The following is a 13483-nucleotide window of genomic DNA, read 5'->3' as shown; positions in this document are numbered from 1 at the left end:
GGCGCCGGCCCCCGGGCGCGTTCAGGCTCCCGCCGCCCGCGTGAACAGTTCGTGCAGCGGCACCGGTGACAGCAGGCGGGTGAACGGGCCGTACACCCCCTTGCCCGCCCGTATCGCGCCGTGCGTGGCCAGTTTGCCGCTCTCCACCGGGAGATGGGGCGCGTCCAGGGTCTCCCACGTGCCGCGGGCGAAGGCCGTGCGCCCGGCTCTGGTCCGCCGGCCGGTCTCCACGGCCCCGGCCGCCACCAGTTCCGTCTGCGCCGCCTTGTGCCGGGCGGCCGTCCAGCCGTTCCACCGGCGGACATTGCGGTCCGTGGGCCGGACGAGCGCGCCCAGCTGGAGATGGAGCGCGGCGGCGTCCGCGCCGACACCGAGCCGCCGCGCGACCTCGGCGACCAGGCCGGGGACGCTGAGTGCCGGATTGGCCTCGTAGCCGCCCACGGGCACCGGTGTCCCGGCCGCCCGGGCCGCCATCCTGCCCAGGCCGTCGAGCAGCGCCCCGGTCCGGGTGACCTCCTGCCGCAGCCCGGGCAGGTCAAGGCGGTCGCACAAGTCCAGGGCCCTGGCCACGCGCTCCGGGTCCGCGAGGGCGGCCGTGCGCAGGAACACGTCTCCGCTGGGGGCCGCGACGACGAACGTGCCGTCGTCCAGCGCCGCGGGAGCCTGCCCGACGGTGTCCAGGAGCGGCTCCGCGCACGGGACCACCGTGCCCGGGTACGGCCGGAAGGCCGGGCTCCCCACGGCGGCCTCGGCGAGGGGCCGGCACGTGGGCAGCTCGACCAGGGTGTCGGGCGCGGCGAACCAGTCCCGCAGTCGCGCGTACAGCTTCAGCGCTCCATCGGCAGCGGGGTCGCCGACCGGCCGCTCGGTCAGCGCCCAGGCGATCACGGAGAGCGTCTGGATGTGCGGGGCCCGGTCGCGGCGTATCCACTCCCCGGCCGTGCCGTCCGGCCCCGCCTGGTGCAGGTGGAGCCGGCCGGTGCGGCTGCCGGCCAGGACCTGGCCGCACGGCTGGGCCGGCGGCCGCCCCTCGGGCAGGGTGCGGGCCCAGTCGGCGTGCAGCCCGAGGTCCGTCTCCAGGGCGTCCGCCAGTTCCTCGTCGACGTAGGGCCGGGTGCCGAGCAGGTCGGCCCAGACGGCCGCCATGCGTTCCGCTGCCCGGACCAGGCCCTCCGGCGTCCACAGGTCGGCCGGGTCCTGCGGAAGTCCGGCGGCGAGCAGCGCGCGCCGGCCCTGGGAGCCGAGCCGGTGCCAGAATCCGTCGTACTCGGTGGCCGTGGTCCTGTTCGCCTTGTAGGGCTTGGAGCGCAGCATCCTGGCGTGCTCGTCGTATCCCGCGCGGCGCGGCAGGCCGCCGAGGGCCAGGGTGGCGAGGGGGCGTCGCAGGCCGGTGCGCCAGGAGAAGACGGCGAGGGCCTCCGGGGTCAGCGGGACCGGTCCGTGGCGGTCGATCAGCTCCAGGAGCCGGGTGAGCCGTGCGCCGTCGTCCCCGGTGAGGGTGACGGTCAGCTCCTCCTCGGTGCCGGCGGGGGCGGGGACGGCGGCCGGCTGCACGAAACGGGAGAGTCCGCCGCGTGCGGGGCCCGCCGCCGTGCGCGGTGCGGCGGTCAGTTCCTCCTGCGGCGCCCGGCCGGTGCGCCAGCTGCCGCCGGGTTCGGCGAAGGGCTGCCGGCTCCAGGTCCGCAGCAGGGCGCTCAGAGCGGTGCGTTCGTCCTCGGTCGTGGTCTCGACGGCGGCCCGCCAGGCGACGGCGTCGATGCCGCCGAGCAGCACCTGCCATTCCACGGGGCGCGCGGGCGGGGCCAGGCCGCGGGTCTCGTCGTCGATCTCGCCGCGCAGGAAGCGGCCGTCGGCGGCGATGGCGGTGAGCGTGCCCGGGTGCCGCTCGGGTGCCTGTGTCTCGTAGGCGCGCAGGTCGGGCAGCAGCGCGGACAGGGCGGGGACGAGCGCGGTGTCGGGGATGTCGGCGGGGAGGTCCACCACCGGCCCCGAGCGCATGATGCCGACCCGTCGGGACAGCTCGGTGCGACGCCGCAGCACATCGGCGGCGAGCCGGGCCGCGCGCACCACTCCGTCCCGCACCCGGACATCACCGGCCTCGGGCAGCAACTCGCCTATAAGGCCGTGCAGTTCGCCGTCGTCCCGGCCGTCACGGGCGGCGTCCAGGAGGGCTCGGACGGTCGCGTCGGAGACGGTGCGCAGTGCCTTGGAGGCGCCTTCGTCACGCGGGGTGAGGAAGTGCCAGAACGCGGGCGGCGGCACCGGTCCTGCCGCCTCGCCGAGGGTGGGCTGACGGTCGCGGTCGCGTCCGGCGGGCGGCCCGAAGCCGTGGACCTGCCAGAGCAGCGAGTTGTCGGAGGCGGCATGGCAGCGGACGGTCGTCTCGCCGACGGTGACGGCGTCCTCGCCGCCCTGGGGGAGACCGATGACGCCCCAGGGGTGGCGACCGAAGCGGCGGCTGCGGTAACGGGCGGTGCGGCCGTCGACCGACTCCAGCAGGAACTCGGTGGGCGAGGGGCCCTGGTAGGGCGTGCGGTTGAGAACGCGGCAGCCGACCAGCCGTCCGTCCTGACCGAACGGGGAGCCCGGGGCCTCCTCCGGGAGCATCGCGAGGTACTGGCCGCCTTCGAACTCCTCCATGCCGGGCGGGACTTCCCGGTCGCGGTGGAAGTCCGGCAGGGTGCGGTCCTGCGCGGGAGCACCGGTGACGGGGTCGTGCGGTGTCCAGTTGCCGCGGGTGCGGAACACCCGGGCCCCGTAGAAACGGCGGCCGTCGCTCATCTGGAGGTCATGGCCGCCGATGCCCTCACGGCCGCCCGGCCGCAGCACCCGCTCCCCGTCGAACCGGCCGCCGCGGTCCGGGGTCTCGAACTGGTACCCGAACCCGCCCCGGATCAGTCCGCCGTACGACCGCAGGCCGAACTGGTCCTCCGGGGTGAACACCTCGTGCGGGCGGTCGGTCCAGAACGCCTGGTCGGTGGCCGAGTCGCGGTCGACGGTGCGCCAGCTGACCAGGAACTGACCGCCGACGTGATGGACGGCGTGCGCGGCAGCCTCGTCCGGCACCTGGAAGGTGCAGGTCGCACGGGTGCCCGCGGGGTCGACGGCGACGGCCCGGTCGCTCCCGAAGACGGTGAGGACCGGCCAGGTACAGGTGACGCGGAGGGTATCGGCCGGGTCGAATCCGGCCACCGCCGCCTCCAGGGCGGGCCAGCCCAGTTCCTCGGGCAGCCCGGCGCGCAGGGCGCGGGCCAGCGGCCCGGTGAGGTCCAGCGCCGCCAGCGCCTCCTCGATGCCGTCCAGGGCGAGGGCGGTGGGCCGGTCGAGCAGGCCGGACAGTTCGCCGACCGCCTCGTCGGCCGCGGCGAGCCCGCCGCCGCGCAACGCGTCGAGCAGGCCCTCGACGCGGGACCGCACCTCGGCGGCGATCCCGGCGTTCTCCGGCAGCCGGGTGATCGCCGTGCCGGCGCCGCGCAGCCCTTCGTGCACGGTGCCTTCGAGGCGGCGGCCGAACACCGGGTGGGCGGCCAGCGCCTTCAGGTCACGGCACGACAGATCGTCCCAGAACGTCAGCCGTACGGTGTCGCCGGGATCCTCGACGGCGATGCCCTCGGCGAGGCAGGCGTCCAGGAGGTCGGCGTCCAATCCCGGCCAGCGGTACTTGTCCTCGTGGATCACCACCGGTGTGGCCGCCGCGCGCAGCCGGGGCGCGAACCGGGCGACGATCTCGAAGAGTTCGGCGGGCATGGGCTGGCGTGCCACGCCGCCGTAAGCCACCCTCTGATGCCGGTACGTGCGTGTGTACCGGCCCAGCCAGCCGGCGGGGCCGCCCTTCGGATCGAGGTGCCCGGACGCCGCCGCCTCCACGATGCCGCCGCGCAGCAGCAGCCGCAGCCAGGCCGCCGCGTCCTTGCGGGAGTCCGGGAAGAGATCGAGCAACGCGGCCTGCACCTCGGGTCCTTGCGGATGGTCGCCGAGCGGGCCGGCGGCGGCCTCCAGAAGGGCGTCCGGGACCGCCTTGCCGCGGGCCGACGCGAGGACGCGGCCCAGGACCCGGGCGTCCTCGTCGGTGCCGAGGCCCGCGGCGCGGGCGGAGGCCGCGATCCGGCGGGCGAGGTCGGCGGGCAGCTCCCCGGGCGAGGCCGACCACGCGGTGAGCACCTCCACGTACTCCTCGTGCGCCTCGGCGGGCGGCAATTGCCCGGCCAGCCAGCGCTGATGCTCGCTCAGCTCCTTCACCGGCAGGGCTCCGCGCGCCGCCAGCAGCCGCGCGTCGGCCCGCCGCCAGTCCGGGTCGACCGGCAGCCCGTGCTCCTGCTCCGCCTTGCGGGCCAGGGTGTAGGCCTTGGCTGCGGCACCGCCCGGGTATCCCAGCAGACGGTGCGCCACCGTGTCCCAGAACCAGGGCAGATGGGCGGGCGGCAGTCCGCGTGCCGGCCGCCGCAGCCGCTCCAGGCAGCGCCCCATCTTGGGGTACGCGGACGACACGGCCGCCGACACCTCGTCGAGGAGGGCGGCGGCAGCGCTCTCCGCGCCCGGGTCGTGCGCCGAGACCCAACGGGCATAGGTCCTGGACCGGTGGGGTTCCGTGGGCAGCAGGTCGTGAGTGAGCATGCGGCGATCTTGGCATGGCGGTCCGACACCCGGTCCGGCCTGTGGACAACCGCGGACGGCGTCGGCCCCCGGCCCTGTGGACGATCAGGGCCCTGTCCTGTGGACGATCAGGGCCCGGTCCCGGGCCGCGTCCGGGGCGCACCCCGAAAAGTCCGAGGCCGTACCCTGAGGTCCCCCAACCGGCCCCTGGAAGCTCCCTGTTAGGGTCCTGCGGTGTTCTCACTGACCGAGCCCGCCCTCTTCACCCGCCTGCGCGATGCCCGTCGCGTACTCGTCGCCGGTGCCGGCGGCGGCTTCGACGTGTACGCGGGGCTTCCGCTCGCCCTCGCGCTGCGGTCGGCCGGCAAGGAGGTGCACCTGGCCAGCCTGTCCTTCGCCGACCTGTACGGCCTGGACCTGGACAGCTGGGCCGCGGTGGACGTCGCGGCGGTCCGCCCGGACACCCCGCTGCACGGTGACTACTTCCCCGAACGCTCGCTCGCCCGCTGGCTGGCGTCCAGGGGCCTGCCCGACACCGTGTACGCCTTTCCCCGTACGGGTGTCGACCCGCTGCGCACCGCCTACCGGGCGCTCCTGGAGCACCTGGGCGGAGTGGACGCGATCGTGCTGGTGGACGGCGGTACGGACATCCTGATGCGCGGGGACGAACACGGGCTCGGCACTCCGGAGGAGGACATGGCGAGCCTGGCGGCGGTGGCCGGGCTGCCGGAGGTCCCGCACCGGCTGGTGGCCTGCCTGGGCTTCGGGGTGGACGCGTACCACGGCGTCAACCACTCCCTGGTCCTGGAGAACCTGGCCGCCCTGGACCGCGAGGGCGGCTATCTGGGCGCGTTCTCGCTTCCGCGCGAGAGCCCGGAGGGTGCCGCCTACCTCGACGCGGTGGCGCACGCCCAGAGCTGCCACGCCGACCACCCGAGCATCGTGCAGGGGTCCGTGGCCGCCGCGGTGCGCGGGGACTTCGGCGATGTGCGGTTCACCGAACGCACCCGGGGCAGCGAACTGTTCGTCAACCCGCTGATGGCGCTGTACTTCTGCGTCGACCTGCCCGCACTGGCACGCGCCAATCTCTATCTGGGCCGGCTCGAGAACACGGTGCTGATGCGCCAGATCAGCACGGCCGTGGCCGCGTTCCGGGACGAGCTGCCCCGGCAGCGACCGCCCCGGGCGTTCCCGCACTGAGGACCAGCAGACCCGGGCGGGAACGGCGGGAGCACCGGCAGCAGCGGGCCGGCGGGGGCCGCCCCGTGGGCCGACAGGGCGCCCCGTGAGCCGGTCAGCGTCGGACGAGGTCGCGGCCCGCCGGCACGGCCAGTGCCGCGGTCAGCAGGACGAGGGCCGCCGCCTGCCCGAGGCCGCCGCCGAGGAGCACGCTCGCGCCGGGCACGTGCAGCCAGGGATAGAGGGCCGCCACCCGCACCGCGAGGACCAGCACGCCGAGCGCCGTCAGGGCCAGGGCGGCCCCCGGAGGCGCGGGGACCGTGCGCCGGGACTGCCACAGCAGCCAGCCGAGGGCGCCCACGAGGAACCCGGTCGCGGGCGCCCAGACGGTGTCCGCCGCGGCCGGCAGCAGCACGAGGGACCCGCCGGTCACCACGCATCCGCCCAGGAACAGCAGTCCCGGAGAGCCCGCCGGAAGCCGGGCGGGCGGCGCGTCCCGGTGATGGCCGGCGCACAGGGCGAGCGCCGGCAGCCAGGCGAGCAGCGCGAGGGGCGTGTCGTACCACGGCATCCACGCCACGGTGTCGTCACCGGCCAGCGACCGGGCAAGGGGCCACAGCGTGGGCAGGGCCGCGGCGAGCGCGCTGTACCGGGCCAGGCGCCGCCGGTCGTGCAGCAGGGCGAAGTAGGCCACCGTCCAGAGCAGGGGCAGCGTCCAGGTCAGTACGGCGACGACCGTGTCGGTCGTGCCCCGGCCGGTGAACCCGGTGAGGAACATCCGCCGGTCGCTCGCGCCGTGGGTGAACGCCCAGGTCAGCTCCAGGGCCCGGTCGACGACCGCGGAGGCCGCCTGGAGCAGTGCGGCGAACAGGGCGAACAGCCGGACGGCGGAGCCCAGGAGGGCGTACGGCCGGGGTGCGCCGGGCACGCCGAGCCGGCAGCGCACGGCGAGCGCCGCGATGCTCGCCACCTCCCCGAGTGTGGGCCGGCTCTGGTCCTGGGTGTCGCGGTCGAGGTCCCCCAGGTACGTCTCGACCATCTCCTCCTCCCGTGCGCGCCGGTAGTAGGCGGGGAGCAGCCGCAGGGCGGTGCGGTAGCGGGCTTCGAGCAGCGTGGTCATGCGTAGCCTCCCGCGAGTCCGGGCGCGGCGGGGGGTTCGAGGCCGGCCGTGCCCTCGGCGGCGGGACGGCCCGGGGCGCCCGCGCGGCGGCCCTCGGCGATGCGGCGCTTGGCGGCCCCCGCGCCGGCGGCCATCCGCTCGGCCTCCGCGGCGAGGGCGGCCACCCCCTCGTCGGTGAGCCGGTAGTAGCGGCGCAGCCGGCCCTGCTGCACCTCTTCCCGGTCCAGCACGATCAGGCCGTCCGCGGTGAGCCGGTCGAGCACGCCGTACAGCGTGCCGACCCGCAGCTGGACCTCCCCGTCGGACAGGTCCTCCACCTCGCGCAGGATGCCGTAGCCGTGCCGGGGCTGGTCGGCGAGTGCCGTGAGGACGAAGAACGCCGCACGGGTCATAGCCTTCGCTGTCATGCCGCCAGGATATATCGACTGCCGATATATATCGAGTGAACGCCCGAGCGGGCGCGTCCCTGCGGTCCTGGGGAGTGAACGGGGTCCGCCCCTGAGCGGATGGACGGGCGGGCCCCGTTCGCCCGACAGTGTGGAGGCCGGGACCGGTGGCCCGACACGGGTGCGCGGCGGCCGTCCGACGCGCACCGCGCACTCCCGGGGCGTACGGCGCACACCCCGTGCGCCCGTTGCACACCGGGGCGACGCGCGCGGCCGGGACCCCGGCGGCCGTATCGGCCGTCGAGCGGTGATACTGGGAAGCTCACCCGCCCCCATCAGCAGATTGGCTCATGTCGAACTCCGCCACCGACCACGCCACCGTCCCGCAGACTCTCTGGGCGGCCCGGGGCCGCCACACCGGCCCCGCCCCCGAGGACCTCGTCCGCCGCACCCTGCGCCGGCACAGGGAGAGCGGAGACATCGACGACTTCACCGAGCCGCCCGAGGCAGCCGAGGATCCGGCCCGGCGGGTCTTCGAGGCCCGCTGGCGGGCCGACGGCACGGTGACCGTGCGGGCCCGGCTCACCCTCGTACCGCGTCAGGACCGGCCGCAGGAGCACGAGTGGCGGCTGGTCGCGGAGGCCGAGCGCCCGTGGGACGACGCGTGGCCCTCGCCGGCCACCCTGTTCTGGCCCGAGGCCGGCCCGGACGCGGACGGCGACGGCGCCTGGGACCACCACCCGACAGTCACCGGGCTGCGCCTGCGGCAGGTCAACGCGCTGCCCGAGGACGACAAGGAGATGCGGCGCCGGCTGCGGGACGCGGCCCGCGAGTCGTGGTCCGTCCATGTCGTCGTGCACGAGGCGATGACACCGGACGAGCAGGGCAGGCTGCCGCTGGCGCGACTGCTGCCGCCCGGCCTGCGCCACCGCGTGGTGGAGCACCGGGCGGCCCCGCAGCAGCTGCGCGGCGTGAACTGGGCGCTGAAGGACCTGGGTGTCGAGGTGCCGCGCGGCGGCGCGGTGCTGCTGCCGCCGGATCCGGCGCCGAAGGGCTACGACGGCAGCGAACACAGCGTACGCAGCGTCTTCCTTGACGGCTCGGAGCCGTCCGAGCTGATCGCGGCCCTGCGGCACTTCGTCGCACTGCCCCGGCCCCTGCCGTCGGACGCCGGGGAGGCGTTGACGGACCTGCGGGAGAACTGGACCCTGCTGACCGTTCAGGAGGAGCTGGAGCGTGAGCGGCGGCTGGTCGCCATGTACAGCGATGCCCTGGAGTCGATGACGAAGTCCCGGGACCTGTACAAGCAGGCCGCCGAGCAGGCACTGGAAGCCCTGGCCGCCTACCGCGACGTGCCCGCGGCCGCCCTGCCGGAGCAGCGGCCCGGCCCCCGGACACCGGGCGCGCTGCACCAGCTGACGCGGACGTTCGAGCGGCTGAGGTTCACGGCGAAGGGCCGGCAGCAGCCCGCGCCCGGCACGGACACCGCGCCGGAGGGCACGCCGGCCGACACCGCGCGGCGGGACGACGACCTCACGGGCACAGGCGCGGGAACAGAGGCAGGGGCGGGGGCAGGCGCGGGTACGAGTACCGGTACGGGCGACGACGGCGCGGGCGACCGGCCGGCGTAGCCGCCGGACCGGGAGGGGAAGCCACGATGGACACGACCACCACCCTGCTGCTGATCGCGGCCGCCGTCGGCGCGGTGCTGCTCGCCGTCGCCGTCGGCCTGCTGGTACGACTGGTGCGCACCCGGCGGACGCTGGAGCGGGCCGGCCTGCCGACGGGGCCGCGATGGGTCTTCTGGGGCGCGGTCGCGTATCTGGTGCTGCCCACCGACCTGCTGCCCGACCCGGTCTACCTGGACGACATCGGCGTCCTGCTCCTCGCTCTGCGCAGCCTGCGCGCCGCCCGGCCGCTGTCGGGCGGGCCGACCGGGCTCTGACCGGCCGCCGTCACCCCGCGCCCAACGGCCTTTCCCGTCTGCGGCTGCCCGGCGTCAGGGCGGTGAGCAGGGCCGCGAGTGCCCCGAGGGCGGCTGCCGCGGCCGTCGGGCCGGCCAGCCAGGGCGGCGCCAGGGTCGCCGCCTGCAACCGGGCCGGGTCCGGCACGCCGAACCGGCCGCCGAGCACCTGTCCGGCGGCGAGCACCGCCGTGGTGGCCACGGCGGCCGTCGCCGCGGCGAGCCGGACCGGGGCCAGCCGCGCCAGCAGGGCGAGGGCGAGCAGCCCGCACAGCGCCGAGGCCACGACGCCGGCCCCGAGGACGTCGGGGGACAGCCTGATCCAGTAGCGCGGGGCGTGCGCCACCCCGCACAGGAGCACCAGCAGGGCGGCGCCCCGGGCGGTCCACACACGTGCCGCCAGCGCCCGGTCGTCCCCGGCCGGGTCCTCGGCCCGGCACCCGACCACCTGCCCCTTCCTCCGCCTCCCCGCCGGCCGTTCCCCGGCCGACGCGCCCGGAGCGGTCCGGCCGTGTGCGGGCCGGTTCACGGCGAGCGGGTCCTGGACAGGGCGGTCCACGGTGATCCGGTTGACGGCGATGCGGTCGACGGCGACCTGGTCAGCGGCAGTGCGGTCCTTCGGGGTCGCAGCGTCCGCCGATGCCTTGGCTTCGGGCGCGACCCACGGTTCGGCGGATCCCGCACCCGGCCCCGAACCCTTACCCGAACCCGCACTCGGCCCCGAACCCGCACTCGGCCCCGAACCCGCACTCGTACCCGAACCCGTACTAGTACCCGGAGCCGGTCCCGTGGCCGTCGGTTCGGGCGGCGGGGGCCCGGCCGGCTCGCGGTCCGCGGCCAGCCGGTCGATCAGTTCGGCCAGTTCCTCGACGGGCCGGTGCACCGCCACCGCCCGCACGGCCGCCTCCCCGCAGTGCGGCTCCACCGGGGTGCGGTGCAGCAGCTCCACCAGGCGGGAGACGTCCTCCAGGGGCCGGTGCTCGGCGGCGGCACGGATCACCTCGTCCGCGCTGTCGGTGTTCCGGGGCGGCTCGGTCAGCAGCGTCACCAGGCGGGTGACGTCCTCGACGGACCTGTCGACCCCGGCCGCCCGCAGCGCCTCGGTCGTGGTCCGGGCGTGCTCGGGCGACCGTTCCAGGAGGCTGATGAGCCGGACGACGTCCTCCAGGGGGCGGTCGGCCACGGCGGCCTGGACCAGGGCGTGCAGAGGGTCTCCGCGCCCGGGACCGTCCGCCCGGCCGGGGCCCGCGGACTTCTCGGAAGGCCCTGCGAGCCAGGTCAGGAGCCGCGGGGACGAGGCGGGGTGACCGGGGGCGACCGGTGCCGGAGGTATGGGCGAGTCCTCGGGACCGGGGGTCGAAGAGCGGGTCATCTGGGCTCCTGGGGAGGAATGCGACCGCACCTGCGCCCCCGTCTGCGGGCGCGGCATCACGCAGTTCATTACTAGGAGCGGGCCAGGGGAGCCGCCACTCGGGAGCGGCACTGGTGTGAGCCCGACCAGCCCGGCCAGCCCGGCCACGGCACCGGCGGGCAAGCACCGCCCCTGGGCGGAGCGCGGGCCCCGTCCCCCTCCCCCACCCGCCCCCGCCCCTCTCCCCGACCCGCCCAGGTGCGTCGGGCGCGTCTTGTGGCGCATTCTTGCTGTGTCATCCAGCGGAGGCGCACGGGACGAGGTAAGCCGATGGCTGGGAGCGACGAGCGGGCGGTCCGCGTGCGGGGCCGGCTGGCCGCGCTGCTGGCAGACGCCTCGACCGCCGCCCTCGGAGCGGCCGGCGGGCGGGTGTCGGGCGTGTATCTGCGGTCCGGCACGCCGGGACTGCTGCGCCTGTCGGTGCTCGCGGGGCTGCCGGCCCCCCTGTTCCGGCCCTGGTGGCGGCTGCATGTGGACCGGCCCTTCCCCGTCGCCGACGCCTACCGGCTCGGCGTCCAGGTGGTCCTGCCGAACGCCACGGAGACCATGCGCCGCTATCCGCAGTTCGCCGCCGGTCTGCCGTTCCCCTTCGGGTCGGTGCACGTGCCGGTGCCGGGCGGGGCCGGGCCGCTGGGCGTACTCACGGTGCTGCGCCCGACCGTGACGGACACCTCGGACGACCTGCCCGACCGGGAACTGCTCGCCCGGCTGGCCGAGGGCCTCGGCGCCGAGCTGCTCGGCCTGGCCGACGGGGACGAGAGCGCGGTCCGCTGGGAGGAGGCGCCGACCTGCGTACGGCCGCCCGACCGCCGGTCCCCGCGGGCCGCCGCCGGACGGTTCAGCTGGGACCCGGTGACCTCAGCGGTCCACGCGGACGACCGGCTGCACGCCCTCCTCGGTCTGCGCCCCGGCGAGTTCGCGGGGACCGAGACCGCGCTCGCGGACGCCGTGTCCCCGGACGAAGCACACCGGATCCTGGCCGCGCTGCGCGACGCCGCCGCCGGGCATCCGCCGAGCGCCCCGCTGATCGTGCGGGCGCGGGACGGCACGCCGCGGCTGCTCCACCTGTGGCCGGCGGGCGCCGACGGCATCGAGACGGCGGCCGGCGGAATGGTGCTCGACCCCGGTTCGGCCGCCGCCGAGGGCGCGGCCGACCTGCTGCCCCAGGGCGTGTTCTGCATGGACCGGCTCGGCCGGATCGTGTACGCCAACCCCGCCGCCGCCCGGCTCACCGGCCGGGAGCGGAAGGGGCTGCTCGGCTGCTCGCTGTGGGACGCGATGCCCTGGCTGGCCGGGCCGCCGTACGACGACCATCTGCGGAGCGCGCTGCTCACGCCCGGACCGGTGCACTTCCACGCCGTGCTGCCCGCCCGCGCCGGGGCCGAACCCGGCGCCGGCGACTGGCTCGCCGTGTCGGTGCATCCCGGCACCGACGTGCTGACCTGCACGCTCGTCCCGGCCAGCCGCATGGCCCCGGCCGCCGAGGCGGTCCCGGCGGCGCCCATACCTCAGGACGCGGTGGGCGCCGACCACACGATGACCTCGCTGTACCGGCCGATCGCGCTGGCCATCGCGCTGACGGACGCGGTGACCGCCCAGCAGGTGTCGGCGGTGGTCATGCAGGAGCTGCTGCCCGCGTTCGGCGGCCGGCGGCTGGCCATCTACCTGCTGCAGGACCGGCATCTCTACCTCGCCTGGGAGACGGGGTTCCCGCAGGGCTTCCTCTCCTCGTTCGACGGCGTCGGCCTCGACGCGCACCTGCCGGGCGTGGAGACCCTGACCACCGGCCGGGCGCTGTTCTTCGAGACCATGGAGCAGATCGCGGCGTCCTATCCCGGCATACCGCTCGACGCCGACGTGGGCTCCCGTGCCTTCCTGCCGCTGATCGCCTCCGGCCGGCCGGTCGGCTCCTGCATCCTCGGCTTCGACCGCCTGCGCAGCTTCAGCACGGAGGAGCGTACGGTCCTCACGGCGCTCGCCGGGCTGATCGCGCACGCGATGGAGCGGGCGCGGCGCTACGACAGCGAGGCGGCCCTGGCCCGCGGGCTTCAGCAGGCCCTGCTGCCGCGCCGGCTGTCGACACATCCGCAGGTGGAGACTGCGGGCCGCTATCTGCCGGGCACCCAGGGCATGGACGTGGGCGGGGACTGGTACGACGTGGTGGAGGCCGGGGACGGTCTCGCGCTGGTCATCGGCGATGTGCAGGGGCACGGGGTGCAGGCGGCGGCCACCATGGGGCAGCTGCGCAGCGCGGTCCGGGCGTTCGCGCTCGGCGACCGGCCGCCGGACGAGGTGCTGCGCGGCACCAACCACCTGCTGATCGACCTGGACCCGGGCCAGTTCGCCAGCTGCTGCTATCTGCGCCTGGACCCCGCCACCGGCCGCGTCCGGATCGCGCGCGCGGGTCATCCCCCGCCGCTGCTGCGCAACGCCGACGGCCGTACCCGGGTGCTGCACGTGCCCGGCGGTGTCGTCCTCGGGGTGGATCCGCACGCCCGGTACCCGGTGACCGAGCTGCTGCTGGAGCCGGACGCGATCCTCGCCCTCTACACCGACGGCCTGGTGGAGCGGCCCGGCGCCGACATCGACGACGGCATCACGGCGCTGCGTCTCGCGCTCGCCAAGGCCGGGGGTGTCGCCGGGCGGCGCGGCGGGCGCTCCCTGGCCGGGGTCGCCGACCGGCTCACGGCCGCCGCCCGGCATGCCGTCGACCGTCCCGACGACGTGGCCCTCCTGCTGGCCGCCCGGCGCCCGGCACCCCCGCGCGACGGGTGGCCGAGCCGTCCGGCCCGCCGCCCGACACCGCCGTGCGACCGGTGACCAGGCCCTCC

Annotated in this window: 8 protein-coding genes; 4 read left to right on the top strand and 4 right to left on the bottom strand. The window is 76.1% G+C overall.

Features of this window, described 5'->3' with window-relative positions:
* Positions 1–21: 21 nt before the first annotated feature.
* Entirely contained in the window at positions 22–4614 is a 4593-nt protein-coding gene (locus ACF073_RS10205; RefSeq protein WP_392068236.1) for a hypothetical protein, read from the bottom strand.
* Between the two features lie 213 nt (positions 4615–4827).
* Here ACF073_RS10205 and ACF073_RS10200 point away from each other — a divergent pair, with 213 nt between their 5' ends.
* On the top strand, positions 4828–5793 hold the full coding sequence (locus ACF073_RS10200; RefSeq protein ID WP_392068234.1) for a DUF1152 domain-containing protein: 966 nt from the start codon (positions 4828–4830) through the stop codon (positions 5791–5793).
* A 94-nt stretch (positions 5794–5887) separates the two neighbouring features.
* Here the strand turns inward: ACF073_RS10200 and ACF073_RS10195 are convergent, their stop codons facing one another.
* Together ACF073_RS10195 and ACF073_RS10190 are read right to left on the bottom strand one after the other, a co-directional pair.
* Positions 5888–6892: a hypothetical protein gene (locus tag ACF073_RS10195; protein ID WP_392068232.1), complete on the bottom strand. Its 1005-nt coding sequence runs from the start codon at positions 6890–6892 to the stop codon at positions 5888–5890.
* On the bottom strand, positions 6889–7284 hold the full coding sequence (locus ACF073_RS10190; protein ID WP_392068920.1) for a PadR family transcriptional regulator: 396 nt from the start codon (positions 7282–7284) through the stop codon (positions 6889–6891). The genes ACF073_RS10195 and ACF073_RS10190 overlap by 4 nt, the downstream gene beginning before the upstream one ends.
* A gap of 344 nt (positions 7285–7628) precedes the next feature.
* Between ACF073_RS10190 and ACF073_RS10185 the strand changes: the two genes are divergently transcribed.
* Both ACF073_RS10185 and ACF073_RS10180 read left to right on the top strand, forming a co-directional pair.
* On the top strand, positions 7629–8909 hold the full coding sequence (locus ACF073_RS10185) for a hypothetical protein (RefSeq protein WP_392068230.1): 1281 nt from the start codon (positions 7629–7631) through the stop codon (positions 8907–8909).
* 26 nt (positions 8910–8935) lie between these two features.
* Complete coding sequence (locus ACF073_RS10180) at positions 8936–9223, top strand: DUF1232 domain-containing protein (protein WP_392068228.1); 288 nt, start codon at positions 8936–8938, stop codon at positions 9221–9223.
* A 10-nt stretch (positions 9224–9233) separates the two neighbouring features.
* Here the strand turns inward: ACF073_RS10180 and ACF073_RS10175 are convergent, their stop codons facing one another.
* Positions 9234–10613 (bottom strand): hypothetical protein, encoded by a 1380-nt coding sequence (locus ACF073_RS10175; protein WP_392068225.1) that lies wholly within the window; start codon positions 10611–10613, stop codon positions 9234–9236.
* Positions 10614–10922: 309 nt separating this feature from the next.
* Here ACF073_RS10175 and ACF073_RS10170 point away from each other — a divergent pair, with 309 nt between their 5' ends.
* Complete coding sequence (locus ACF073_RS10170) at positions 10923–13472, top strand: SpoIIE family protein phosphatase (RefSeq protein ID WP_392068224.1); 2550 nt, start codon at positions 10923–10925, stop codon at positions 13470–13472.
* Positions 13473–13483: the final 11 nt, after the last annotated feature.

The sequence above is a fragment of the Streptomyces sp. NPDC015171 genome (assembly GCF_043079545.1).
Classification (GTDB): domain Bacteria; phylum Actinomycetota; class Actinomycetes; order Streptomycetales; family Streptomycetaceae; genus Streptomyces.
Note: the sequence above shows the minus strand (reverse complement) of the source record. Positions and strands in the feature narration are given on the sequence as shown.

Coding starts and splice junctions, on each gene's coding strand:
- ACF073_RS10205 (WP_392068236.1), bottom strand. CDS start 4,614: ATGCTCACTCACGACCTGCTGCCCACGGAACCCCACCGGTCCAGGACC.
- ACF073_RS10195 (WP_392068232.1), bottom strand. CDS start 6,892: ATGACCACGCTGCTCGAAGCCCGCTACCGCACCGCCCTGCGGCTGCTC.
- ACF073_RS10190 (WP_392068920.1), bottom strand. CDS start 7,284: ATGACCCGTGCGGCGTTCTTCGTCCTCACGGCACTCGCCGACCAGCCC.
- ACF073_RS10185 (WP_392068230.1), top strand. CDS start 7,629: ATGTCGAACTCCGCCACCGACCACGCCACCGTCCCGCAGACTCTCTGG.
- ACF073_RS10180 (WP_392068228.1), top strand. CDS start 8,936: ATGGACACGACCACCACCCTGCTGCTGATCGCGGCCGCCGTCGGCGCG.
- ACF073_RS10175 (WP_392068225.1), bottom strand. CDS start 10,613: ATGACCCGCTCTTCGACCCCCGGTCCCGAGGACTCGCCCATACCTCCG.
- ACF073_RS10170 (WP_392068224.1), top strand. CDS start 10,923: ATGGCTGGGAGCGACGAGCGGGCGGTCCGCGTGCGGGGCCGGCTGGCC.